The sequence below is a fragment of the Streptomyces sp. NPDC097129 genome (genome assembly GCF_055668065.1).
The window spans coordinates 20,013-42,758 of the sequence record NZ_JBVOQE010000014.1 but is presented as its reverse complement, the minus strand read 5'-3'; the positions used below and the strand labels follow the sequence as shown (position 1 = coordinate 42,758).

22 protein-coding genes and 3 pseudogenes are annotated in these 22,746 nt (G+C 68.3%); 7 read left to right on the top strand and 18 right to left on the bottom strand.

The annotated features are described in order from the left end of the window. The 6 genes from cas6e to AC0B9F_RS32400 are packed head-to-tail and all read right to left on the bottom strand — an operon-like array spanning nucleotide 1 to nucleotide 5,515. Entirely contained in the window at nucleotides 1-783 is a 783-nt protein-coding gene (gene cas6e, locus AC0B9F_RS32425; protein WP_472008585.1) for a type I-E CRISPR-associated protein Cas6/Cse3/CasE, read from the bottom strand. After that, nucleotides 783-1,505, bottom strand: coding sequence for a type I-E CRISPR-associated protein Cas5/CasD (cas5e, locus tag AC0B9F_RS32420; RefSeq protein WP_472008583.1), 723 nt, complete (start codon nucleotides 1,503-1,505; stop codon nucleotides 783-785). Before cas5e ends, cas6e begins: the two co-directional genes overlap by 1 nt. Continuing rightward, nucleotides 1,502-2,695, bottom strand: a complete 1,194-nt coding sequence (gene cas7e / locus AC0B9F_RS32415) for a type I-E CRISPR-associated protein Cas7/Cse4/CasC (protein ID WP_472008581.1) — start codon at nucleotides 2,693-2,695, stop codon at nucleotides 1,502-1,504. Before cas7e ends, cas5e begins: the two co-directional genes overlap by 4 nt. Further along, the gene (gene casB / locus AC0B9F_RS32410) at nucleotides 2,692-3,378 is read right to left on the bottom strand and encodes a type I-E CRISPR-associated protein Cse2/CasB (RefSeq protein WP_472008579.1); all 687 of its coding nucleotides are present in this window, start codon (nucleotides 3,376-3,378) and stop codon (nucleotides 2,692-2,694) included. Before casB ends, cas7e begins: the two co-directional genes overlap by 4 nt. Then, nucleotides 3,375-5,069: a type I-E CRISPR-associated protein Cse1/CasA gene (casA, locus tag AC0B9F_RS32405; protein WP_472008577.1), complete on the bottom strand. Its 1,695-nt coding sequence runs from the start codon at nucleotides 5,067-5,069 to the stop codon at nucleotides 3,375-3,377. Before casA ends, casB begins: the two co-directional genes overlap by 4 nt. Nucleotides 5,070-5,086: 17 nt before the next feature. After that, nucleotides 5,087-5,515 (bottom strand): hypothetical protein, encoded by a 429-nt coding sequence (locus tag AC0B9F_RS32400; protein ID WP_472008575.1) that lies wholly within the window; start codon nucleotides 5,513-5,515, stop codon nucleotides 5,087-5,089. A 477-nt stretch (nucleotides 5,516-5,992) separates the two neighbouring features. Here AC0B9F_RS32400 and AC0B9F_RS32395 point away from each other — a divergent pair, with 477 nt between their 5' ends. Continuing rightward, complete coding sequence (locus AC0B9F_RS32395; protein ID WP_472008573.1) at nucleotides 5,993-6,190, top strand: hypothetical protein; 198 nt, start codon at nucleotides 5,993-5,995, stop codon at nucleotides 6,188-6,190. Nucleotides 6,191-6,497: 307 nt separating this feature from the next. Here the strand turns inward: AC0B9F_RS32395 and tpg are convergent, their stop codons facing one another. Then, complete coding sequence (tpg, locus tag AC0B9F_RS32390; protein WP_472008571.1) at nucleotides 6,498-7,058, bottom strand: telomere-protecting terminal protein Tpg; 561 nt, start codon at nucleotides 7,056-7,058, stop codon at nucleotides 6,498-6,500. Between the two features lie 230 nt (nucleotides 7,059-7,288). Further along, nucleotides 7,289-9,439 (bottom strand): telomere-associated protein Tap, encoded by a 2,151-nt coding sequence (tap, locus tag AC0B9F_RS32385; protein ID WP_472008569.1) that lies wholly within the window; start codon nucleotides 9,437-9,439, stop codon nucleotides 7,289-7,291. Between the two features lie 158 nt (nucleotides 9,440-9,597). Here tap and AC0B9F_RS32380 point away from each other — a divergent pair, with 158 nt between their 5' ends. Then, nucleotides 9,598-10,605 (top strand): hypothetical protein, encoded by a 1,008-nt coding sequence (locus AC0B9F_RS32380; RefSeq protein WP_472008568.1) that lies wholly within the window; start codon nucleotides 9,598-9,600, stop codon nucleotides 10,603-10,605. Between the two features lie 288 nt (nucleotides 10,606-10,893). Then, nucleotides 10,894-11,415 (top strand): hypothetical protein, encoded by a 522-nt coding sequence (locus AC0B9F_RS32375; RefSeq protein ID WP_472008566.1) that lies wholly within the window; start codon nucleotides 10,894-10,896, stop codon nucleotides 11,413-11,415. Nucleotides 11,416-11,481: 66 nt separating this feature from the next. On the opposite strand, the gene AC0B9F_RS32370 is transcribed toward AC0B9F_RS32375, so the two are convergent. From AC0B9F_RS32370 to AC0B9F_RS32355, 4 genes are all read right to left on the bottom strand, one after another. Next, nucleotides 11,482-11,850 carry a PIN domain-containing protein gene (locus AC0B9F_RS32370; RefSeq protein WP_472008740.1) on the bottom strand — a complete coding sequence of 123 codons (369 nt, stop codon included), beginning with the start codon at nucleotides 11,848-11,850 and terminating at the stop codon, nucleotides 11,482-11,484. Nucleotides 11,851-11,858: 8 nt separating this feature from the next. Continuing rightward, nucleotides 11,859-12,116 carry a hypothetical protein gene (locus AC0B9F_RS32365; protein WP_472008565.1) on the bottom strand — a complete coding sequence of 86 codons (258 nt, stop codon included), beginning with the start codon at nucleotides 12,114-12,116 and terminating at the stop codon, nucleotides 11,859-11,861. Between the two features lie 378 nt (nucleotides 12,117-12,494). Then, the gene (locus AC0B9F_RS32360) at nucleotides 12,495-13,127 is read right to left on the bottom strand and encodes a DUF6461 domain-containing protein (RefSeq protein ID WP_472008563.1); all 633 of its coding nucleotides are present in this window, start codon (nucleotides 13,125-13,127) and stop codon (nucleotides 12,495-12,497) included. Nucleotides 13,128-13,224: 97 nt separating this feature from the next. Beyond that, the gene (locus tag AC0B9F_RS32355) at nucleotides 13,225-15,051 is read right to left on the bottom strand and encodes a hypothetical protein (protein ID WP_472008561.1); all 1,827 of its coding nucleotides are present in this window, start codon (nucleotides 15,049-15,051) and stop codon (nucleotides 13,225-13,227) included. A gap of 674 nt (nucleotides 15,052-15,725) precedes the next feature. Here AC0B9F_RS32355 and AC0B9F_RS32350 point away from each other — a divergent pair. Together AC0B9F_RS32350 and AC0B9F_RS32345 are read left to right on the top strand one after the other, a co-directional pair. Further along, nucleotides 15,726-16,955, top strand: a complete 1,230-nt coding sequence (locus AC0B9F_RS32350) for an IS701 family transposase (RefSeq protein ID WP_472008559.1) — start codon at nucleotides 15,726-15,728, stop codon at nucleotides 16,953-16,955. A gap of 226 nt (nucleotides 16,956-17,181) precedes the next feature. Next, a complete protein-coding gene (locus AC0B9F_RS32345) occupies nucleotides 17,182-17,418 on the top strand; it encodes a hypothetical protein (protein WP_472008557.1) in 237 nt (78 codons plus the stop codon). Nucleotides 17,419-17,430: 12 nt separating this feature from the next. Here AC0B9F_RS32345 and AC0B9F_RS32340 read toward each other — a convergent pair. Beyond that, nucleotides 17,431-17,665 (bottom strand): annotated as a pseudogene (locus AC0B9F_RS32340) (IS5/IS1182 family transposase); the annotation flags it as partial. A gap of 41 nt (nucleotides 17,666-17,706) precedes the next feature. Between AC0B9F_RS32340 and AC0B9F_RS32335 the strand changes: the two are divergent. Then, a pseudogene (locus tag AC0B9F_RS32335) lies at nucleotides 17,707-17,877 on the top strand (IS5/IS1182 family transposase); the annotation flags it as partial. Between the two features lie 127 nt (nucleotides 17,878-18,004). Further along, nucleotides 18,005-18,236 (top strand): annotated as a pseudogene (locus tag AC0B9F_RS32330) (hypothetical protein); the annotation flags it as partial. A gap of 261 nt (nucleotides 18,237-18,497) precedes the next feature. Here the strand turns inward: AC0B9F_RS32330 and AC0B9F_RS32325 are convergent. From AC0B9F_RS32325 to AC0B9F_RS32305, 5 genes are all read right to left on the bottom strand, one after another. Next, nucleotides 18,498-19,106, bottom strand: coding sequence for a hypothetical protein (locus tag AC0B9F_RS32325; RefSeq protein ID WP_472008555.1), 609 nt, complete (start codon nucleotides 19,104-19,106; stop codon nucleotides 18,498-18,500). 36 nt (nucleotides 19,107-19,142) lie between these two features. Beyond that, on the bottom strand, nucleotides 19,143-20,360 hold the full coding sequence (locus AC0B9F_RS32320) for a DUF7224 domain-containing protein (RefSeq protein WP_472008553.1): 1,218 nt from the start codon (nucleotides 20,358-20,360) through the stop codon (nucleotides 19,143-19,145). A 2-nt stretch (nucleotides 20,361-20,362) separates the two neighbouring features. Then, on the bottom strand, nucleotides 20,363-21,106 hold the full coding sequence (locus tag AC0B9F_RS32315) for an ATP-binding cassette domain-containing protein (RefSeq protein WP_472008551.1): 744 nt from the start codon (nucleotides 21,104-21,106) through the stop codon (nucleotides 20,363-20,365). 76 nt (nucleotides 21,107-21,182) lie between these two features. Beyond that, a complete protein-coding gene (locus tag AC0B9F_RS32310) occupies nucleotides 21,183-21,569 on the bottom strand; it encodes a hypothetical protein (protein WP_472008549.1) in 387 nt (128 codons plus the stop codon). 615 nt (nucleotides 21,570-22,184) lie between these two features. Next, nucleotides 22,185-22,718 (bottom strand): PadR family transcriptional regulator, encoded by a 534-nt coding sequence (locus AC0B9F_RS32305; RefSeq protein WP_472008547.1) that lies wholly within the window; start codon nucleotides 22,716-22,718, stop codon nucleotides 22,185-22,187. Nucleotides 22,719-22,746 lie beyond the last annotated feature (28 nt).

The following is a 22,746-nucleotide window of genomic DNA, read 5'->3' as shown; positions in this document are numbered from 1 at the left end:
TCACCCTGCCGTGCCGAGTGGTGCCAGGGTGAGCAGTCCGCAGCCGTACGCCTTCGCTTTGCCGATGCCTTGGGTCAGGGCGCGTCGCAGGAGCTGCGGGTCGGTGACCTCGAGGCGGCCGTCGAAGGTGACGGTGACCAGGCTGACGGGTGCCCGGCGGCCGCTCTGGGCGGCGGTGCTGCGGGACTTGTCGAAGGCCAGGGAGCGTTTGTCGCGGACGGTCAGTTCATAGCGATCGCCGTGGTGGGGCTGCTTGGTGTGGGTGGTGCCGCTGGGAAGCAGCCGCTTGGCGTCATCTTTTTCCAGTACGCGGAAGCCGCAGGTTTCCTGACGCTGGAGGAGCCAGCCCATTTGGTGGACCGGGGTGAGGTGGGCGGTGCGCTTGGTCGGTTCGTCGTCCTTGCGGCGGATCTGGTGTACGGGGTTGGCGGTGAGGCGGAACGCCCACCGGTCGCCGGGGGCGAGCCGGTCGAGGAGGGGGCTGTAGGGGCGGCTCTGCCAGCCGGGCTCGGCCGGATTGGCGGCGGCTGCAGAGGGCCAGCCGGCTTGTTCGACGAGGTGGGTGAGATCGGGCCGTTCGGGGCTGACGATGTACAGCATGACTTCGGCGCGGGTGGTGTGGTCCAGCCGCCACAGCACCCGCGGGCCGTCGGAGGGGGGTGTGTCGGTGGGGAGCAGTGTCGGAACGGACGACATGACGGCCGCGTGCATGGCCTGCGGTGAGGACAGCAGGCGGCGGGCACCGGACCGCGCGGTGTTCACGCGGAAGCGGGTGAGGAACATCAAGCGCTCTCTTCGTCCAGGGCGTCGAACGGGTCGTGCGGGGGCAGTTGCCGGGCGGAGGGGTTGGGGATGCGCACGCTGTAGGTGACCTGGGTGCGCAGGACGTGGCGCCGGTGCTCGGCGGCGAAGCTGAGGGGCTGGTCGCGCAGGGTGTCCCCGGTCATCTGCTCGTCCTCGACCGCCTCGCGCAGCACGGTCAGCTCGACATCGCTCCGGCCGCGGTACTGCTTGCGGTACCAGGGCGAGGCCTGCCACGGTTCCTCGCCCAGGGCGTCCTGCAGCCCACCGGCGTCGAGGAGGTTGAGCTCGACCGGGAGGGAGGGTGGGCAGGAACGGCGGCCGAGGAACGGCGCGTAGACCGGGGTGCGCAGCGCTGCGTGCAGTTCGGCGAGCAGCCGGTGGTCGCCCTCGAGGGCGGCGACGAACACGGCGTCGGCGAGGTAGAAGCGTTCCGACAGCGGCATGGACTTGCCGGTGACACCGTGGTGGGCGGTCTGGAAGTCCCGTACCCGGGTGCCGGGCTGGTCGATACGGACGCCGAAGCGCAGGCCGGCCAGCGGCTTCAGCTGCTCGTCGTCGCCGCGTTCGATGCCGGCCGCGGCAGCGAGCATGCCGATGACGCCGCTCTTGGTGGGGGCGGACTCAGTGGTGCGGCGGGCGAAGCGGGCCGAGGCCCCCCAGGACTGCAGGGGGCCCGCGAGCCGGAGGGTGAGCACGCTCATGCGGGCTTGTCCAGGCGTTCGGCGACGGCCTGGCCGACAGCGGTGACCAGGTCGCCGATGTTCTGCGACTCGGTGCCGATGCCGGCCAGCTTCTGCGTGTTGGGACCGACACGCAGCACCCAGGTGAGCGTGGAGTCGTCGTCGCCGTAGGCGCGTTCGAGGTCGGGTATGTACTCAGCCAGGCGCTCGGAGGCCTCACGGACGTAGCCGCCGCTCTCGCCGCGCACCGGGTCTTCGAAGGCGGCAACGAAGCTGACTGGCCGGGTGGTGCGCAGCTTGACGATCACGGCGTCGGGCAGTGTGTGGTGCCCGAAGGTGTTGATCTTGCCGGTGGGCAGGGAAGCGATGAAGCCGTGGATGAAGGCCTCCACGGCCCGGCGGACCGGGTCGGTGCGCGGTTCGTCGTCACGAAGGCCCTGGCCGAGGTTGGCGGCGAGCTGGTGGACGCCGAGAGCGGCGTAGCGGTAGAGAGTGGCGGAGTTGAAGTCGACGGTGCCGATCATGCCGGCGCCGGTCTCCGCGTCGGTGTTCTTGTCGTCGACGGCGGTGTAGTAGTCGGACTCGGTGTCCACGCGGTGGACGCTGAGGGCGTGAGCAACCTGGACGGCCGCGTCGACGTTGATGTCGGCGTCGTCGGCCACCATGCGGCCGAACAGGGCGATGTCGACGGAGTGATGGCTGTCTGCGATCTGCTTCGCCCGGGCCCTGTTCTCCTTGTCCTTCAAGAACGCCGCGATGTCGGTGGCGCCTTCGACGGCGAGGCGGGCCAGGCCGTCGAGTTGGCGGGTGCTGAGAAACACCAGGTACTTGGACTGGGGTGCCGGTTCCGGCTCGCCGTCCTTGGCCGCAGCCGCCTTGCTTCTGGGAATCTCGGTCTTCAGTCCCGTGGCCTTCACGGTCTCATCCGCGATCCGTAGCGCCGCTGCACCGGTGAGGGAGGAATCGAGGGCGGTGATCCTTTCGGTGAGGGCCTCGACGACCTTCTTGGTCCGTACGCCGAGTTCGCTCGGATCCAGCAGGTGCTCTTCCTTGAAGTACGTACGGGTGGCCCGCTTCCACGCCTGGCTGGAGACGCGGGCGCGCGGCACTCCCCCGTACACCGCGCTCTTGGGCGCGCCGGTGTCGTCGCGGTTGAGGTTGCTGGGCGGGACGGTCTGCAGGGCGTGCACGTCGAGGAATATGCGGTTCACGAGGCGTCCTTGTCGCTGTCCGTGGTGCTGGTGCTGTGGGAGCCGGCGGAGGAGGGATTGCTGTCGGTGGGCTTGTTGTGCCAGGCGTGGAAGGAGCGGCCCCACTCCCTGCGGACGCTGTCCGCGCCGCCGGGCCACTGCCAGGCGTAGAGCTGTCCGGCGAGCAGGGCGTGGTCGAGCTCGATGTCTTCACCGCCCAGCAGGACGATGATGTCGCGCAGCCGCTGGGCAAGGACGGTCAGGTCGGGGGCGGTGCCGGCACGGACCAGGCGCTTGTGCACGGGCTCGTCGATCTCCCCGGGCTTCATCATCCGGCGCACCCCGGCCCCCAGACCCCGGCTGCGGCCCGGCCGGTCGGCCTGGTACATGCCCGTGCGGCGGGACTGCTGGTGCAGCGCGTAGAGGGTGAGCGCCACGTGCAGGGCGTCCTCGGCCCGGATCAGTTCGATCTCGCTCAGCGGCCGGGCACCCTCCGGCGTTTCGTGCAGGGGGGCGGTGTCGATCAGGGGCCACAGATCCGGCAGCTGGCCGGCAGGCCGGCCGGCGCCGCGCCTGAGCCGGGCGAGCGCCGCGACGGCATGGGACTGATCTTCAAGGTAGCCGCGTTGCAGGGCGGTGATGTGGGCGGCTGCGAGCCGGGTCACCCGCTCGCGCGGGGTGACAGATGCGGTGACGGTGGTCATGCGGGTGCCTTCACGGTGATCTCGGGCGCCGGACCTGCATCCGCATCCGGCGTCATGACAGAGGAGTCGGGGCGCCCCAGGCCCTTATGCAGCGCTGCACGGAACCATCTGCCGGCGAGAGCGGAGTTGAGCCACTCGGTGCCGTGCTTGAGCTGGACGATCCGGCCCTGCCAGGCCCGGTCACCGGCCGCGGTCATCAACTGGTCACCGAGCTTGCTGACCATCTCGTGCACCTGCTGCTGCCAGTCGGTGCGCCGCGCATACGGGTCGTCGGTATCGGCGAGGTGAGCGAGCCAGGTGCGGTAGGGGGCCTCGAGGAGACCGTAGGCTAGATCGCGTGCGCCAGAGCGGGGCCCGTCGGTCTCGGTGCCGGCCGCGCGGGCCAGGTTGGTCGCGAGGTCACCGAGCGCATTGACGGCAAGATCTGCGTCGCCGACGGCCGCGACGGCCTGCTCGGCGTAGCGCCGGTCGTGCTGGTGGAGCAGGACGACGGCCATGGCCACGTGGTCGTCGACGATCTCGTCGATCACTGCCTGCTGCGTACCGTAGCGCGCGCCGATGATCCGGGCCCGGACAAGAAAGCCGCGTTCCAGCTCCCCCTCCGTCACCAGACGGGCCACCCACTCCAGGATCCCCGGGCGCAGGTAGTCGGCCGACTCCGGCCCTGGGCCCGTTCCCTCCTCATTGATGAGCAGCGCGCCGATCCCGCGCCAGGCAGAACGCTCAGGCGCGTGCTCGCGCGGCAGATAGACCGGAGTCGTCTTCAGCTTCTTTTCCTGGGGCTTGCTGCGCCGCCAGGCGGTCATCGGCTCCCGGCGCTGACGGTCGCGAGGGGTGAGCGGGTCGCCGTAGCCGAGGACGACGCCATACACACCGGTAGCGTCGAAGTGGAGCCGCAGGCGCCGCGTCTGCCAGGTGTACAGGTCGCGCACACCGGTCGGGGCCCGCTCGGCGCCGCCCGGGCCGCACGGCGGCCTGCGCCACGCCGGCGCATCCGCTTCGTCGATCTCCAGGTTGGACATGTCGGCGGCCACCAGGTTCAGCAGCAGCGTCTCGCGCAGAGTGCGGCCCTCGACGAAGACGCCCCCGAGATTCCCGGCCCAGCCGACACCCAGCGGGTAGACCTTGCCCGCCTTGGCACGCTCGTCGCCCTGCACGCCAGTCTTTATGCCGGAGGTGTCAAAGGCGTGCGCATGGACGACCCAGCGGGCTGCCTCGGCAAACGTAAGCCGCTCCACGGTGGGCATACGGGCGGTGAAGAACGGCTCCCCGTTCGGGACGTTGGCCACAATCCGGTTGAGGGAGAAGACTTCGCCCTTCGCGGCCCGCAGACCTGGAGTCTGGAAGAACGGTGCAGCGGCGTCCAGCAGGTCGAACCGACTGCGGTGTTCCTCGAGATATGCCCCGACCGGCGCGAAGCAGCTCTCCTCTGCCCACAACTGTGCCCACCTGTCTGTGTCCTGAGGCCCGTCGAGTGCGTCGTGCGCGACCGCGAGGAGCAGACGGAGCAGGGCGAACTCCTGAGTGGGCAGGTCGCCGACGATGCGCCGCACGTCATGCGCCTGCTTGAACACCTCCAGCAGCGATAACTCGTCCTGGCTGCCGTCCCGTCTGAGCACGGGGATCCACAGCTGGGCGGTGAGGTCGAACGACAGCACACCGTCGCTGTTGTTCTGATCGGCTTCAGACACGGGTCACCTCACGGCCGTCACTGGGGCTGTACCGGAGTGGGAAGCCTGCCAGACGGACATTGCTCGTCGAGCGGCAGGACCAACTGGCCGACGAGCCAGTGACAGTCCTTCATCTGCCAGGCAGGGACGTAAAGCTCCTCAAGCTGGTCGACCGCCCGGTCCATGACGTCGGCGTAACTGAACTGGATAGGCAACCGCAGCCCGCAGCTCCCCGCCGTGCGGGCCGCACAAGCAGTCGGCACCTGATCGGTGGACAGGGGCAGCCCCGCACGGGAGCGGCCTTCACGATCTGGCTCCAGCCACGGCACCGTGACCAGGGTGCCGTCGGCGCGCCGCTGAACGACCACCACCTCCAGGGTGTCTCGGCTGTCGCGTACCTGGGCCGGTCCTTGGCGGGGATGGTCCCGCCGCTGGCCGGCGATGCGCTTTGCCGAAGTGCTGTTCACCGCCGGTGCGGGATGGCCCCAAGTGGGCGGCCTACGGTATCAAACACGAAGGCGCGATCTTGCTTGATGAGGGTGTTGGTCGATTTGCGAGAGCCGTAGGATTGCTGTCAGCGGACGCAATCAGTTCCGAATGGGTCGGAGATGGGCGTGATATCTGACTCGGTGAAACCAGTCTGCTCCCCGCGCATGCGGGGATGGTCCATGTCGTGATCGTCGAACATGACGCCTACGGCGCTGCTCCCCGCGCACGCGGGGATGGTCCCCCGCCCCGTACGCCGGTCCCCGCCCTCCGGGCTGCTCCCCGGGCCCGTGGGGTGGTCCTGCGAGGCAGTTCTGGTACCAGTCGGGGATCGATTGCTCCCCCGGCGCCCGCGGGAACCGTACCGAGGTCGTGACGGAACCCCCGACACCACGCTGGACGAGTTCGTTCTCCGGTTCGTGACATGGGCCCGGGAGGCCGATTCCTCGCATCGGTGCATGGTGATGGTCCGTGACGGCGTTGTGATTGGCATGGGCTGGTTGGCGATCACGCAACGTGTCCCACATCTGCGCGCGTTCGAGCGGATGTCAGGTGACGTGCAGTGCACGTACGTCGTGCCCGATGAGCGCGACCGTGCCGTGGGTGGCGAGCTGATCGTGGCGGTTCTTGGCGTGGGCAAGGGAGCTGGGTCTTGAGCGGGTGACCGTTCACTCCAGCGATCGGGCGGTTTCCGCCCAGTCGGCGGCCGCGAGCGTGCCAGCAGGCCCGGAGGACACCACGTACTTGCCGGGGTAGGTGATCGCGCCTTCCGGGATTGCACCAACCTGGCGCCGGCACCGCTAGCCTCGCGCATCAGCCGGCGGATCTCGTCACCACTTGCCCCGCAGGTTCTCGGAGTCGGTCGGATCCTGCGTCACCGTGCTCTGCGCGACGGCGAGCCGTAGCGCCCTACGCATTGGACCACAACAGCAGTATTACGAGGGGCCTCACGGTGTCCTCTTTCTAGAAGTCCAGGTCCAAATAGTCGATGTCGTTGATTTCCACGTCCGACAGTCCCATAGCGCGGCCCCCACCATCTTGAAAATAGATTTCCTTGAACCCTTCGGCGATGATTCCGCGCATCTGCTGGTCGCTTGCCCCCGCGTCGCGGGCGTCGAAGAGGCGCTGTGCGTACTCCGGGGGAAGATGCACGGTGAGGCGCCGGAACCTCCCGTCGTCGGTCGTGCCGACCGGCGCGGTGTAGCCGAACCGGGCCCGGGTCTCCACCGTGATCCCGGTGCTGGTGGCCGCCTTCTTCTGCCGGCGCTTGCGCACCAGCGGCTGCCACCGCTGCCGTACGGCGTCGTCGATCTTCGCGGCGACGTCGGCGCGGGCGTGCTTGCGGGCGCCGCGCCGGTAGCGGTTGACGGAGTCGGCGGTGACGCCGATCTCCTGGGCGACGGCTTTCGCGCTGCCGAACTGTTTGATGAGGAACCCGATCTGGCCTTTGAGGGTCTTGGGCGGTGCCTTGGTGAACGACTCCCGGTCGGCCCGCTCGATGGCGTCCTCGATCTCTCCGGCCACGGTTCAGCTCCTTTCGGGGGTGGGGTCCTGGCCGTCGGGGTCGACCAGCCGGAACCAGGTCTCGCGCGTCTCGCGCAGGTCATGCCGCCACAGCTCGAACCGCGGGGAGGCCCGGTGGGCGCGCAGGGAGAACTGCAGGGCCTCTATACGCCCCTGAAGGCGGTCCAGCGTCCGTTCCCGCTCCGTCGGCCTCGAGGGACCGTGTGCCGCTGGTGTCGTTGGCCACGCGTCTACTCGCCCTCGTCCAGGACGGCGTCGCCGCCCTTGATGTGGCGGGCCGGGTTGAGGCCCTTCTCCATCAGCTCCACCGCCCACAGCATCGGCTGGACGCCCTCCAGCTTCGCCAGGCCCGGCGTGGGCCCGAGGCGGAAGCCGCCCGGCTGCGGCTTGCCGGACGCCGCGTAGGGCAGGAAGTCCAGCGGGCTCGCGCCCGGCGAGGGGTAGACGACGCAGTCGGAGAGCACGGCGAGCGGGAACAGCCCGGTCATCTTCGCCATGTTGTTCAACTTGCGGTGCATGTTGACCCGGGCCTTGCTGATGACGGCGGCCCGGATGTCGGGGCGCCAGGTCGGCCGCTGAAGGGCCGGCCACCGCTCGCCCTCCTTGTAGTGCTTGCCCTGCGGGCGCTCGCGGAGCTTGCCGACGCCGCCCTTCACCGTGGCCTTGATGGCGGACAGGACGGCGGCCAGGGCCGGGTCGACCTGCTTGTGCCGCTCCATCGCGGCAAGGAACTGGCGGTCGTCCAGGTCCTTGGTGACGCCGAGGTCGGCGAGGGTGTCGACGTAGGCGTTCTTGAGCCGGTCGTGCCACGGGTCCAGGTACGCGCCGGTCTCACGGCGCAGGTACGCCTCGATCGGGTGGACGTCGTAGCCGAGCTCCTGGGCGTAGGCGACGGTGTGCGTCTGGTACCAGGCCGGGCCCGTGGGCCGGGAGCCGTCCGGCGTGAATGGCGAGGGCAGGCGCGGGTCCAGCTCGATATGGCTCAGGTCGACCAGCCACGAGCCGGGGATCTTCGGGTTGAACTTCGGGGCGTGGAAGTGGTCCGGAGCGCTGAGGCCGACGACCAGGCGGGCCGCGGCGGCGAGGAAGGCGGTGTTGAGGTCCAGGCCGACCGCGAAGGGCAGCATGCACTCCTCATCGCTGAGCGAGTCCACCGACCGCACCCACTGGTACGCCTCTTCGTTCAAGAACCCGCCCGTCCAGCCGGACTGAACGACGACGGGGTGCTCCGGGGTGGCCTCCGGCGGCGCCGGGTCCATCGGCTCCGTCCCCAAGCTGCCGGGGTTGTGAGCGGAGATCCAGTTGCCGGTCTCCTCATCGCGCTCCGGCTTCGTCGGCGGGCGCAGCGCCGTCATCAGCTCCAGGCCCGAGACGGCCGTCGACCCGCGGGGGGTGATGACCCGCTGGGCGTACACCCCGAGGACGCGGGCGATGTCGGCCGGCTCCATCTCCGCCACGCCGGGCCAGGACCGCTCATCGAGGGCGTCCCACGACAGGATCGCCAGCTGCACGCACTGCCTCTCGCGGCCCTGCGCCTTGCGGTAGATCCGCGCCCACGGGCCGAAACCGCGCTGCGTGAGCTGCCACTTGGCCTTCGCCACCTGCTTGACGACCTGGTGGTCCTCCGGCAGGCGCAGGGAGCGGCGCTGCTCGTGGCCCTCCAGGCGCTCCGGCAGCCCGAGCTTCACCGCGGCCGCGGCCGTGAGGACGATCAGCGGGTCGGAGTCCTTGCCGTACCGGTTCAGCTTCGTCGCACCGAGACCGGACTCGCGCAGCGTCCACTCCACCAGCTCCACCACCGTGGTCGCCGGGCAGTCGAGCACCAGGCCGTTGACGCCGTACGCGGAGCCGTCGCCATCAAGGACGGCGAGCGGGCCGTGCGGGAACCGCGGGTCGACGGCGGGCGCGGCAGCCTTCTTCGCCGCCGGGCGCCGCGACGTTGCCGGGCGCGCTGTCGTACGGGCGGCCCGCTCGGGTACCGGCTTCACCGCAGCGCCCATGTCGGGCTCAGCCTCGTCCTCCTCAACGGTGGGCACGCGCTTGAACGTCTGCGGCACCTCAGGCTGCGGCACGACGGCCGGGGCCGGAGCGGACGCGGCGGGCGCGGGCGCGGGCGCGGCGGGAGCAGCGTGCGCGGGGTACTTCGCAGCCCAGCCGTTCAGCAGCCGCTGGTACGCCTCCAGCCGGGGCGGGCGAGGCTCGGAACGGCCGTTCTCCCAGTTCTTCACGCTCTGCGTCGTCGTCTTCAGCGCGGTCGCGAGGCGGGCCTGGGTGATACCGGCGGCCTCACGCAGCCGGGCGCGCTCCGCTGGGGGCGGGAGCTGCGGCTCTTCCTTCAGCAAGGCGTCGACCGACGCGAACAGCTCTTCCTCGGTAGCCATGCGATCTCCTTTCGCGCCACAATCCTAGCAGTCCTTATCCTTTTATTTACCCCTTCATGTAACCCATTCATTCAGCGTGATGGGTGACGTAGGAACACCCTGCGCCTCAACTGCGCCCCGGCTCTTGAGGTTCCTGAGCTGGGCGTTAGCCTCAGCGGATGATTCCTGAGCCGCCACCGAAGGTCATCACGCGTCTCCGCGATGGGCGGATCCACGCCTACGTCGTGGGCACCGGCGTCTACGGGACGCTGGAGCCCACAGCGGTTTTCCAGCCGCGGGATGGCGAGGAGGCCGTAGCGTCGGTGGTCCGGCAGGATTTGGAGCGGGTCGTGTACACGACGCTGAACGGAGTCGTCTGCCTTACGCGCACCGGCGACCTCATGTGGGCCTCGGACTTCGAACCGCGCTCTGACGTACGCCATGGCCACCGGCCTGGCTGCGTGCTGTCCCGGGACGGCCGGACGGTGTGGGTCTACCGGCCGGACGCGATGGCGGGCCGCGGGGGCGGGGACCAGCGGGTCGTGCACGATGCCGACAGCGGTGTGGTTCTCGCCCGCTGCGAGCTGGAGACGGTCGGGCACGGCGCCTTCCACCACGTGCATCCCGTGGACGGCAGCATCTACCTCGACATCGGTGAGGGCCAGGACGGCTCCGTCATTCTCCGGGGCACGGTCGGGGCGGACAGCGAGCCGGAGTTCGTGACGTACCCGTGGCAGGACCGCTGCCTGATCGACCTGGCTCCGTCCGGGCGCCAGTTCATGACGGTGGACCACGGGCAGGCGGACGTCGCCTTCCATGACCATCCCAACGGGGACGTGCTCTTCACCTTCCCTGTCGAAGCCTTCGGGTACGACCCGGAGGAGTCCTTCGTGGAATGGAGCGGCGGCTACCTGAGCGAGGACACGGCCATCGTCACCCTGGGCGGTGAGAGTCAGGACGAGGATGAGTGGTTCCGTCACCACCTGGTCGACGTACGCACGGGCACCCTCAGCGGCGAGTTCACCGTCGAGGCGAGCAACCCGTACGAGCTGGTGCCCCTGGGCGACGGTTCCTGGCTCACCGGCGGCCCCGGCGGCGACCCCGTCCGTTGGTCCAGCGCTCCGCAGCCGTCGGCACCGCCGCACCCGGCCGCACCAACCTCTCCATACAAGAGGCAGCAACCGTGACGGCAGACCCCCGAGTGCCGCTGATTCCTCAGGCGGCCTTGGCCTGGCCAGCGGGGCCAAACTCCTCCAGCGGGACGAGCGGACCCGCGTCTACCGCACCGACCACGCGTTGTTGGAGCTGCTCAGGAAGGCCTTCGCTGTCACCGCTGCCCGCACCGATCTGCTGCGCCGCGGCAAGCTCGGTTAGTACGGGCGCAGCGGTACCGCGCCATCGAAGGGCTGGCCGGCGCCGGACTGGAATGACGCGTTCAGCCTTCAAGTGTCCTTCGGGAAGACAAAGATGGTCGCATGACGTCACTCCAAGCCCCCGTCATGGACCTGGTACGTGCATCCCTGGACCCAGCCGCGAACACGGCGCAGCTCCGTACGGAACATCCCGCGTGCCAGGTGGTCATCCGGGTAGTCGAGTCCGACCTGGCGGCGGGCGGCATCGACCGCGTGAACATGCTCGCGATCGGTGCCGGGGTGGCAGCGGCGGGGCTGACCGCCTGGCTGGCCCAGGAGCGCGACCGCGACACGGCCGACATCATCTCCGAGTTCGAGAAGGCAGCTGCCTCTCAGGGTTTCACCAGCGTCCCACTCGTGGAGATGCTCAAGACACTGCTGACAGGCCCCACCGGCATGAACCAGACCGCGGAGTTCATGGTCCGGCTCCTTCACGACGATGAGGAGGCCTTCTACGACCTCATCGTCGAACTCGGCGGCTATATCGCCTCCTGCATCGGCCTGCTCGCCGCACACGGCATCAGCAGCCGCGACGACACGCTGGAGGCGCTCGACGACATGCTCGACTCGTTCTTCACCGGGTGAGCGCACCCTTCGCAGCGCGGACGAACACGGCACCGCATTCGCTACGCCGGGTAACCGGCTACAGCGTCAGGGCGTCAGATCCAGGACACGAACCGCCTCACCGATCCACCGGTCGGGCGCGGTGGTGGCGATGATCGCCCCGTCGGGGCGGTCCGGGGTCGGCTGGGCTGCGTACTGGCAGTGGGCCACCGCCCAGGTGTCCTGCCGGGCCACCGCCAAAGCAGCCGGGAGGTCCAGGTCGAGCACGGTGATGCCCGGCAGTGCGACAAGGTGTTCCGCCGTGCCGGGTCGGGCCCGGTCGGCTTCCACGAGCGCGCACGTGGGGGCGTACAGGTACCAGCCGGCCTGGGCGTGGGCGCGATGGATGAGACGCGAGGCCAGAACGTTGCCCTGGCCGGCTGCTGCCATCGCGGTGTCGTCCAGGACGATGTGCATGGCATCGCTCACCGGGCGGCCGCCTGAGACAGGCGGCGGTCGAGCTCGCTGTCGAGGTCCTGCTCCTCAGCAGGGGTGGGCGCGTAGCCGTTCCACGTCTGCAGAGCAGTCCGCGCCTGCTCCGCCCGCGCGGCCCGCTCCTGCGGGGTGAGAAGGGTTTCAGCGAGCCGGGCGAGGTAGGCACGCAGCGACAGGCCCTCCGCCGCAGCTATGGCGGCAAGCCGGTCGCGGGCTTCTTCGGGAATGCGGACATTGGCGTCAGGCATCATCGGGCTCCCTCCACACAGACAGGGTACGGGTACGTACCCGTACCCATGCTATTGCGGGGCGAGGAATTCAGTCATGAGGCTGTTGCGTGGCCGAAACCAGTGCAATGCTGCCACCAGCGATGATCCAGGGCCTGAGGCCGCCGCCCTGGCTCACCCAGTCACCGCGGGCCGCGCCGTCCCTCCCGGCCTCCCCGCGGGAGGGCCGACACCTGTCCGCGCCCCTCTCAGAGGCGGGACCCGGCCCCGTCGGACGGGACGAGCCGGCTGCGGTCAGCTCCTGCGAGGTTGCCAGACTTGGCCTCGGCGCGCGCCGCCCTGGGCCCGTCCGTTGACCCGAAAGAAGCGGCCTGGGGGGGGGTGTGACCTGCTGAGCGTTTAAGCAGCAGTCTGGCCCTTGATCAAAGCGGCGGGCAACGCCCCGTGCAGCACTTCTTCGCGGGGCAGGGTGAGCTGGAACTGCTTCTCCACGATCGCCAGGGACTTGGCGTGCGCCGCGTCTCGTTCGGTTTCTCCAGCGATGCCTGCGTCCAAGAGGGCCTGGCTGACGAGGCCAGGTTGGGAGCCGGTGATCTCCGGGGACCACGTGTGCATGTACATGTCGAATCCACACATGTAGCGCCCGTCGTGGAAGTAGCTGAAGGTGGGCGGGGGGAGCTTGGGGTTCTCCTTCTCGTAGTACAGCCGGAAGACGTGGGCGCCGCCCTGGGACAGGCCGTCGGGGATCCCCAGGTCCATCTCTCCCGGCCAGTGACCGTCCGCTACGGCGAAAGCCAGGTCTGCCACGGCGCCGTACCGCACCGCGATCGTGTCGCTCTGGCCCCGCTCCTGATCCCGATCGCTGAGATACCTTTCGATCTCTGCGGCGGTGCGCTCACCCAGTAAGGCCGGGGCTGCGTCTCCCGCGAGGCGGCGGACGAGTTCCTCAGGCTCCACGCCGCGTCCCAGCGTGATGCAGTACCCGAGCCAGGAGATGTCGCTGCGGGCGATCCAGGTTATTCCGTCGTGCATCTCGTGCCTCCTGTGAGGGAAGCGGGGAGCGGCGCGCAGCGCCGCCCCCCGCAGGTGCCCGCTCGTCGGTCAGGGCGGGGCTTGTCTTTTTACAGGGTTACCGGATGTCGCACTTCACGACCGCCTTGCTCGCGTCGCACTTGTCGAAGCCGGGTGTCCTGACGAAGTACAGGTCCTGGTCGAGCAGACGGTACTGCTTGGCGAAGGTGGGGAAGCGGCTCATGGAGGTGGAGTTGATCCACCCGGACATGGCCGACCGGCCGCAGACTTCCTTCCAGGTGGGACCGGCCTTGCGCTCGTCGTCGTACAGCTTCCAGGTGCCGTCGGCCAGCTTCGTGGCGTAGGACTGCACACACTGGTCGCCGGAGGCGACCGGGTTGGTGCCTTCCATGTCCTTGGGCATTCCGCCGCTGTTGTAGCTGGCGGCGAAGGTGAACTCGTCGCAGCTGGCCTTGTCGGTGGCGCTGATGTCGGTGACCGGGGTGGTGTCGGGGTGTCCCTTGGCAGCCGCCCAACTGTCCGGGCAGATCACCTTGCGGTTGGCGTCAGGGTCGCGGCCGTAGGTGTTGCGCTCGCCGTGCGCGCCGGTGTCTCCCCTGCGGTCCGGGAGGTAGTTCAGCGGCGCGCCCTTGCGGATCTTGCTCTGGATCAGCCAGGCGTGTGCGGCTGCTGCCGGCGTCTTGGCGGTGTTGAACACGTAGCCGGGCATGTAGTCGCGCAGCACGCAGCCGGCCGGGGAGTACACCATGTCGCAGCGTGTGTAGACGGGGTTGCCGATGAATCCCTGGCTCTTGTCGGTGGGGAAGGTCTCCGGGACGCTCGTGGAGAAGGTTGCGTACGGCGCGAAGGCCATGTCCTGCGACAGGTCCTTGTCCTTCGTCCCCGACTCGTCGGGAACGCCGCCCGACCACTTCACCGTGGCGGTGCCGGTCTCCTCATGCGGGTCGATGTCGTACGAGCCGCCCCACATCAGGTTGCCGTCCCACGCGTAGGCGGGCTTGTCGACGCATCCCGCGCTGCACTGCGGGGAGATCGTCAGCTTGATCGCACCGGGCTGCGCCGGGAACGGAATCTTCCCCGTGGGCATGGGCAGGGGGGTGACACGAGCCCACAGCTTCAGCTCAGTACCGACCATGTCGGTCTTCATGTGGTAGGACATCAGGAATTCCTGATAGCCCTTCGACTCGGTCTGCTGTTCGTCGGTCACCTCGACGGACGTCTTGTTGTACATGCATGCCGAGTCACGGGTGAAGATCGACAGATAGCTGCCCTGTGACGCTCCGGCCTCGCAGGTGTCGTTCAGGGGCGGCGCCGCAGCCTGGATCCCCTTGAGACGTGCGCGGCTCTCCTTCGCCTTGGCGATGTCTGCCAGGGTCGCGGGCGAGGAGGTGATGCACAGCTGGTCGCCGCTCTTGGCAGGCGTGCAGTGCCGCTCGGTGGTCGCCGCGAACTGCTTGGTGTTGACGGACCCCCAGCCGGGCACCGGCTGCCAGCTGTTGTCGAACGCGGGATCCGCGGCGCTCTTGTTCGGCGCCGGCAGGGTGATGTCCACCGCGCGGTCGCGGATGCGGAACTTGGCCCAAGGGGACCAGGTCGTCTCGTACAGGCTGCCGTCGTAGGCGGAGGTGTGGAAGGCGTACGTGGTGCCCGGCTTCAGCTTCCCGGAGGGCACCGTCACCTCGGCGGTCTTTCCAGACGCCACGAACGGTGACACCAGGACCCCGTACGGATTGTCGTCCGTGATCTTGACCTGCGTCTTCGGGTTGCCGCTGGCGTCGGTCGAATAGACCTCGAAGGTCAGGTTGGCCTTGTCGCCGTCAGCGTCCGTGACGGTGTTGCGCAGGACGGCCATGGAAGTGTTGACGTTCCACACGCCATTCGCCTGGGTGAACGTCGGACCCGCCTGCGGGGTCTTGCCCGACACAGGGCGGTTCGCCGCCGCAAGGGCGGCCCGCTCGGGGCCGGCCGCCGGCCGCGATGACGGTGCGCCATTGGGGTCCGGATTGGGAAGGAAGCGCTCAACTGCCGTAGTGGGGCTTGCCCCCTGGGCAGCGGCGCCGCTCGTGACCGCGAGCGGGACCGCGGTGAGCAGCGCCGTGCCGATCGCCACACGGGATAACGCGCGTCGTAACTTTGCCTTCGCAGACAACTGGTTGATCCTCTCGTGCCGCCCGCGCCCACCGGCGGCGTCTGGTTGGTCGAGTGGGAGTCGGCGGCCCCGGATGTGTGGCTGCCAGCTCCCTTCCTACGCGCGGCGGTACGTCCACAGCTACCGGACGGACACGGCCAATCGGGCAATCGTTCGATTGGCGACGTGACGATCAACACGGTTTGCCGAAGGTTGTACGAGAAGGGGTGACAGTTTGACAAAACCCGCCGGGTTTCCGGCCGTCGGGGTTCCGAGCGTTGGATCTGAAGCAACGGGTGCACGCTGTCAGGGGGAAGGCCTCGATGAGGAGCGACCCGGGTCAGGCGGTGAATCCGATGGTCGTCACCCACTCGAATCCCAGGTCCACGACGGCGTCGGCGATGCAGGCGTCGCCTAGTAGTGCTTCGTTACGTCGTGTGATCTTGCCTGGTGGTGGGCATCTTCGTGGTGTGAAGCTGGGGGAGGTGGCACGGCTCCGTGGCGAGTTAGCGGAGTTCGTTGCCGATGTGTTCGGGTCGTTTCCGCGGCGGGATCAGCGGCGGTGGGGCGAGTGCTATCTGCGGGGTCTGATGCTGGACGGCCGTCGCAAGTCGATCCAGCCGATGGCCGAGCGGCTGCCGGACGGGAACATGCAGGCCCTGCAGCAGTTCGTGAACCAGTCGCCGTGGGATCCGCTGCCGGTGCGGCGGCGGATCGCCGAGCGGTTGTGTGAGGTGATCCGCCCTGAGGTGTGGGTGGTCGACGACGTGTCGTTTCCCAAGTGCGGAACGGTGTCGGCGGGGGTGGCCCGGCAGTACTGCGGTGCGTTGGGCAAGCGGGCGAACTGCCAGGTCGCAGTCAGCGTCCACGCGGCCACCGACACGGCATCGTGCCCGTTGGAGTGGGAGCTGTTCCTGCCCGAGGAATGGGCGCACGACGACAGGCGGCGGCAGCGGGCTGGGATACCTGTGGAGGTCGGGCATGTGTCCAAGACGCATCTGGCTTTGGGGCTGCTGGACCGGTTGGCCGGGCAGGGACTTGCGGTGCCGGTGATCGTGGCCGATGCCGGCTATGGCCGCAGCGTCTCCTTCCGGCTTGCGCTGGAGGAACGCGGCTGGGCCTACGTCGTGGCCGTCGACCCGAAAGAGATCGCGCGGCCTGCCGACGCCGAGCCGTATCAGCCGGCTTATGGCGGACTGGGACCGCCGACCCTGCCCCGATACCGCCAGGCGCCCCGCTCGCTGCCCGGCCTCGTCGCCGAGGCCGCCGTGTTCGAGGAGGTCACCTGGCGGCAGGGCAGCAAGGGCACGATGACCTCGCGCTTCGCCGTGCTTCAGGTGCGGCCCTCGGGCAAGGAAGCATGCCGCACCGCCCAGGAACAAGGCGGGGGACGCAGCCGCTGGGACGGGGTGCTGCCGTTACGGACCCTGCTGGTCGAGCAGCCCGAACAAGCAGCTGAGCCGACGGGCTACTGGATGAGCAACCTGCCCGCCACCACCCCGATCGCCGACCTGGTGCGGTGGGCGAAGATGCGCTGGCGGATCGAGCACGACTACCGCGAGCTCAAACACGGCCTGGGCCTGGACCACTTCGAGGGCCGCACCTGGCGCGGCTGGCACCACCACGTCACCCTCGTCACCGCCGCCCAGGCCTTCCTCACCCTGCGGCGGCTCGACCCAAAAGCCCAGATGCCGGCCTGACCCTCTACCAGGTCCTCGACATGCTTCAGGACCTGCTGAGGTGCTGGACCGGCACCTGCACCACCTGCGGCCGACCCCTGCCGACCAGAAGACTCAGAACCTAACGAAGCACTACTAGGCAGTGTCCCGTGGATCTCCGCATGAGGTAATTGATCAATGAGCTACTTCATGTACGACGTCATGGGCGGGACGGTCCGCGAGCCTGATCCGGAGACGATGATGGCGAGTGCTCGACGGTCTGGCACAGGCCGATGACGAGTACCCCGATGTCTCACTCACCCATGAGAGCGGGTGGTCCCTCAGCGCCTTCGGCGACGGTCTGCTGGTCTGGGAGAACCCGGACGAGGACTCCATGGCTCCCGGGGAGATACGCGATGTCTCCCGCGAGGAGGTTCTCCGGCTCTTCGGACTGCTAGCGGCGGGTGACATTGCATCGGTTGAGGCGCTCTCCTGGCATAGGTGACCGGCCTGAGCGTCAGGTTCGGACCCAGAGGAAGATGGCTGCGACTTGAAGTGCCGCGAGGTAGTGCACGGCGAGCTTGTCGGTGCGCATGGCGATACCGCGCCACTGCTTTAGCCGGTTGATGCATTGCTCGACAGTGTTGCGGTGCTTGTACGCCTGGCGGTTGAAGCTGGGCGGGCGGCCGCCGCGTGAGCCGCGCCGCTTGCGGTTGGCGAGGCTGGTCGGCAGGTTCAGGGATCACGAGACCGGCGTGGCCGTGTTCTGCGCGGTGGCCGCGTGCGGTTCGAGCTGGTCGCGGCCGGGCAACGCCACGACTCTCTCTACTTCAAGGCCGTCATGGCCGGCATCCGCGTGCCCAGGATCGGGAACGGCAGACCCAGGACGAGACCGGCCAGCGTGAGCGCGGATCGCGCGTACTCCTCCCGCGTGATCCGCTCCTATTTGCGCCGTCGCGGCATCACGACGGGCGAGTTCACCAGCCTTCGCCCCTTGCGCCGCATACCGTGGCCTCGCCGCCCGCACACACGCCCGGCATGGCGGGAAGCAGCGGCATGCATCGCAGACACGACACGGGAGGAAGACCTGTATGACGCAGGCCGCGGTGAGCGAGCTGGACGAGCGGGTGCCGGGACGCCGTTGGACACTGCGTCTGGACGCCGTCCGCCGGGGCGGTGCGGCCGTGCGTATCTCGTGCAGCCGTCCTGCCTGTGCGGAGCAGCGCCTGCCGTCCGCGGCCACCGGCCGTGCGGCCGCCATCGCCCACCTCAAGGCTCACCTACGCGCCGCCCCCGCCCCCCAGGCCTGGGGCGTACTGCGCATGGTCAAAGCATTCCGCACCACGAACGCTCGGTAAGCATCCCGGCCTGATGTGCACGCAACTTGCGCTTGTGCCGCTCCGTCAGGAGCCGGAGTCGTCGTCGGCCGAAGGCTTGCATGCCGCCCACCAGCCCCGGGTCACACTGCTGTGGCACCGACCTCCGTCGGCAACGGCCGGCGCGCGGAGACGAGTCGTTCCGCTTACGACCTCATGAGGGAGCCCCGGACCATAACGGTCCGGGGCTCGCGATGGCCCAACGGGGTCATCTCTCCGTCAGTTGGCTCACACGGAGGTGGGCTGAGATATGCAGTAGGGCAGCCGTCAGTCCGGTTGCGCCCAGGACCGTGGCCTGGATGAGCGCCGGCAGGTACCCGGGCTCGTGCAGTGGCCATGCCCAGCGGGCGGGGATTCCGTGGTGGACGCCGAAGGCCGCACAGGCGATGGGAAAGAGTGTCACGATCGCAGCTGCAGCACGAGGGGTGGTGATCGTACACAGAAGTAGTGCGAGGCCCAGGTAACCCAGGAAGTTGCGGGCCATCCCCACGGCAAGGACATGGCCGGTCATAGACGACAAGAGCCACCCTCCGGACAGCATGAACACGCTGCAGGCCGTCATGAACGCACCATCCCAGAGCCTCACAGGCCGAACGGCGGTCGCTTCGATGGCGCTGTCTCCGCGCGACTGCCCGTGCAGGATGAGGCACACGGGTGCGAGGGGCAGCAAGAACGGCAGCGGGAGGGAAAAAGAGACTCCACCCATCACAACCGGAACGGGGACCTGGATGGAGTCGGCGACCGCTCCGAGCACGAGGCAGGCGGCAAGGCCGGCGCAGATCGCGGGTACGCGGCGGACGTGAAGCCACCACTCCATGGATGTGTTCCTGTCAGTTGGCTCTTGGTGGCGGACTCAAAAGCGCTGGGAGTCGAGGATTGGCTGAAGGTCGCACCGACTGAGGGTTTTCGCGTTCTGTTCGAACCAGGCCATCTGCGCCCGGGCCGGGCGTTGGAGGATGCGGGTGGCGACTTCTGCTTCGGCCGGCGCGTAACGTGACACGACAACTTGGGTGTCCGCTCCGGCTGTGATGGTGAGCCAGGCACTGAGGGGTCCGAAAGCCTGGCTTCCTGGCCATTCTCCGTGCTTGGCGCATTCCGGGATGTCGCGGGGAAGGGCGCTCGAGGCGACAAGGGCGCGGATGTCGTTGGAGGTCGGTGTGGATGATGTCGGTGACAGCTCGGCAGCGGTCGTGACGCCGAGTGCAGCAAGGCGGGTGTGTGCGTCGGTCGCCCAGGTGACGACGTCGGAGGCGGCGTCATGCTGTTCGGGCCAGAGGCAGACCCGAGGCTGAGTCCCGGTGCATGTGCGGGAAGTGACGGGACGGGGTTCGGCTGCGCTGTATCCGAGGGGATGGACGATCCACGCGGAGACGGCCACGGCGACGAGCAGAACAATCGGAGCCAGGATCCGCAGGCCCCGCTGCCGTACGGTCACCATCCGGGCGGCAAAGAGCAAGCTGATCGCAATGATGGCTGGAGCGACCATGCTGCGGGGTGCCGCTACTTGGTTGAGCGAGCAGCATTCAGCCAGGTTTGTGCCGTTGAGCTGTCGGATCCAGAAGATGTTCATGGCGGGTGGATAGGCCATCCACACGAAGCTTCCTACCAGTGCCGCGGGAACGGCCAGCAGTCGAGGCAGGTTGAGCCCGATGACGTAGCCGATGGCGGTATGCGCGGCGACGACCAGCAGTTCCAGGGCGAGTATCGCGGCAACGGTCCAGTCTGGACTGCCAGCGGCTTGCGGCAGGAGCAGGCCGAGGCTCAGCGCCACCGCAAGTGCTCCGAGGAGGAGCGTAGGAGTGAGGACGGCGAGAGACACACCAGTGAAGGTCCGAGCCGGCGCTCCTTGGAGAGCGCGGGACTGCCGGATGCGCAGTCCCTCCCAGGCAGCGCAGGCCGCCACGGCCGGTGCGGTCCAGACCAGCAGAGATGTGCTCTGCGCGGCAACCGACTCCCAATACCCGGTAGTGACCAGTCCGGTGACGTTGCCGTGGTAGGCGAGCAGCCACAGGATCAGCAGTAGGCCGATGCGAGGAGCAACGGACACACGCAGCACGGTGCGCCAGGGCATGCTTACACCTCCTCCTTGACCAGGCCCGCGTAAGCCGCTTCGGCCCGGCGCTCCTTCACGACCTGGCGGGGCGCGAGGTCGAGGAAGGAGTCGGTTGATCCCTGGAAGAGAATGCGACCCTGATCGAGGAGGATGACCGAGTCGTAGCTGTCCGCCAGATCTTCCGTCTGGTGGGTGGAGACCACGAAGCTCGCCCGGTCTCTGAATTTGTCCAGGAGGGCGCGGAACGCGCCCCGTTGCGTCGGGTCGAGGCCGGCGGTCGGTTCATCCATCAGCACTACTCGTGCCGAGTGCACGAGAGTCTGGGCGATTCCGAGGCGCCGCAGCTGGCCTCCTGACAGTTGAGCGGCGGAGCGTTCGGCAAGCTCTCCCAAGCCGACCTGCTTGATAGCCTCCAAGGACCTGTCCCAGGCGTCTCGACGGGACAGGCCCTTGAGCCAGCCAGCGTACGCAGCCTGTTCTCTCACACGCAGTCCCGGGACGGGAGTCACCTGCTGCGGCAGCCAGCCGACCTGCCGTCGATATTCCTTCAGGTCGCCCCGCCTGCGGCTGTCTAGGTCACCCAGCTTCACACTGCCGGCGTGAGGCCTGAGTGCGGATGCAAGAAGTCCCAGCAACGTCGACTTTCCGGCACCGTTGGGTCCCAGAAGCACGGCAGATCCTGACGGTAGTTCGAGCGTCAGATCTTCAAGGACGAGATCCCGGCGCCGGTAGCCAAAGCAACAGCGCGAGACGTGGATGGTCATTCTGGCCCTCTGTCGACTTCCATGAGCGGCGCGGCCCCCGGGAAGAGCCGGGGGCCGCCGACGGTCTGAGGCGTTGTCAGTATCGGGTGACGACGCTGTTGACGTTGAGCCTAGTGGAGCCGATGTAGATGAAGTAGAACTGCGCCTTGCCCACCTCGCCCCAGGACACCGTGTTGCAGGTGTTGCTCCGCGTGCCGTGGCTCACGTCCGGGAGGAGGTCTCTGACGTGATCGAGCTCGAGAGTGGCGCTGCTCGGCCCACCGAAGTTGCAGCCGGAGAAGCCTACGGTCGTGCTCGCCCCGTCAGTGTGGTTGTCCGTCCAGCGGCGGGACTCGTTTCCGCCCAGCCAGTTGGTTATGGAGCTGGTCCAACTGCCCTCTGCGGCGGCGGGAGGGGCCAGAGTGAAAGCCGCAGCCAGGGCGGCCGTTGCGACGACTCCTGCCCGCTTTACCTTCATGTCCATGTCATTCCTTTTCTCGCGAAGCAGCGCGCTATTGCGTTCTCGTCCGGATTGTGTGGAGAATCCGTGACCGCAGGAACGTATGTTCCAAGTCATGATGCGGTAAAGCGTTGGATGTCGATATCGGTCATCCGCATCTCAGGGCTTTTCCCGTGGGGTTGTCATGGATAGCCCCCTTACGTCCCTTTACTAAGGGTGTCCGGGAGTCGGCATCGCCCCCACGTGATCGGGCGGGGGCCTCAAGGTGCTGCCGAGCTGGCACAGAAGCCCCGAGACTGCTTGTGCCCCATGGGTCCTGGCGTACAGGTGGTGAATCGGAAGTCTTTTGATGGAAGCTGAGTTCGCATGGCCGTTCGCCGCTACCGCCCCCAGTGACGGAACCTACTCCGAGCGTTGGAGCGGCCAGAGAGAACATGTCCGATAGTGATCGTTATGAAGTCAAGAAGCCGGCGGTGGCTGGCCTGCCGCCGCTCATAGACTGGATTGGCCGAGATGAGCGGCTCGATCCGGGAGGGCCGACCGCGACTACAAGACCGGCGCCCGCAGGCCGCTGTCCTGCCTACCGTTTTAGTCGGCCCGCGTACCGCCACCAGCCCCGCCGACCCCTTTCCTTCGTATCTAGGCCGCGTCTACCTCCCTGATCAGATGGGCGAGCCTTCCCGCGGCAGTGGTGATCCAGCACAGGTCGGCGTCGAGGTGGTTGAGGGCGTAGTCCGCCGAGAGCACGTTCGCCAGGTCGGCGCCCGGCACGCTCTTCACGGCCATCAGGTCCCGCATCCTGGCCATGTGCGCGGCACGCTGCGCCCGCAGATAGGCCGCCGGGTCGCCGCCGGACAGGATCGCCACGATCACCTTGGCGAAGATCTCGTTCGTGACAAACGGCGCCGGCGGCGCGACCTCGGCCGCCCAGCGGGCCAGCTCGGCCTCGCCGTCCGGAGTCGCCCGGTACGTTGTGCGCTCGGGGCCGCCGTCGGAGTCGGTGCCCTCCACGGCCGCGCGTCCGTCGCGGACCAGGCGTTGCAGGGTCGTGTAAACCTGTCCGTAGGCGAGGGGTCGGGCCTGCGGGAAGCGCTCGTCGTGGCGTCGCTTGAGGTCATAGCCATGGCTCGGCCCGGAAGCGAGCAGCCCCAGCAGAAGGTGGCGGGTACTCATGACCGCAGTATTTACTCACACATGGATG

What these genes read in the sequence shown, in the direction of transcription:
- cas6e (WP_472008585.1), bottom strand. Translation starts at nt 783, where the DNA reads ATGTTCCTCACCCGCTTCCGCGTGAACACCGCGCGGTCCGGTGCCCGC.
- cas5e (WP_472008583.1), bottom strand. Translation starts at nt 1,505, where the DNA reads ATGAGCGTGCTCACCCTCCGGCTCGCGGGCCCCCTGCAGTCCTGGGGG.
- casB (WP_472008579.1), bottom strand. Translation starts at nt 3,378, where the DNA reads ATGACCACCGTCACCGCATCTGTCACCCCGCGCGAGCGGGTGACCCGG.
- AC0B9F_RS32395 (WP_472008573.1), top strand. Translation starts at nt 5,993, where the DNA reads ATGGTGATGGTCCGTGACGGCGTTGTGATTGGCATGGGCTGGTTGGCG.
- tap (WP_472008569.1), bottom strand. Translation starts at nt 9,439, where the DNA reads ATGGCTACCGAGGAAGAGCTGTTCGCGTCGGTCGACGCCTTGCTGAAG.
- AC0B9F_RS32380 (WP_472008568.1), top strand. Translation starts at nt 9,598, where the DNA reads ATGATTCCTGAGCCGCCACCGAAGGTCATCACGCGTCTCCGCGATGGG.
- AC0B9F_RS32375 (WP_472008566.1), top strand. Translation starts at nt 10,894, where the DNA reads ATGACGTCACTCCAAGCCCCCGTCATGGACCTGGTACGTGCATCCCTG.
- AC0B9F_RS32370 (WP_472008740.1), bottom strand. Translation starts at nt 11,850, where the DNA reads ATGCACATCGTCCTGGACGACACCGCGATGGCAGCAGCCGGCCAGGGC.
- AC0B9F_RS32365 (WP_472008565.1), bottom strand. Translation starts at nt 12,116, where the DNA reads ATGCCTGACGCCAATGTCCGCATTCCCGAAGAAGCCCGCGACCGGCTT.
- AC0B9F_RS32360 (WP_472008563.1), bottom strand. Translation starts at nt 13,127, where the DNA reads ATGCACGACGGAATAACCTGGATCGCCCGCAGCGACATCTCCTGGCTC.
- AC0B9F_RS32325 (WP_472008555.1), bottom strand. Translation starts at nt 19,106, where the DNA reads ATGGAGTGGTGGCTTCACGTCCGCCGCGTACCCGCGATCTGCGCCGGC.
- AC0B9F_RS32320 (WP_472008553.1), bottom strand. Translation starts at nt 20,360, where the DNA reads ATGCCCTGGCGCACCGTGCTGCGTGTGTCCGTTGCTCCTCGCATCGGC.
- AC0B9F_RS32315 (WP_472008551.1), bottom strand. Translation starts at nt 21,106, where the DNA reads ATGACCATCCACGTCTCGCGCTGTTGCTTTGGCTACCGGCGCCGGGAT.
- AC0B9F_RS32310 (WP_472008549.1), bottom strand. Translation starts at nt 21,569, where the DNA reads ATGGACATGAAGGTAAAGCGGGCAGGAGTCGTCGCAACGGCCGCCCTG.
- AC0B9F_RS32305 (WP_472008547.1), bottom strand. Translation starts at nt 22,718, where the DNA reads ATGAGTACCCGCCACCTTCTGCTGGGGCTGCTCGCTTCCGGGCCGAGC.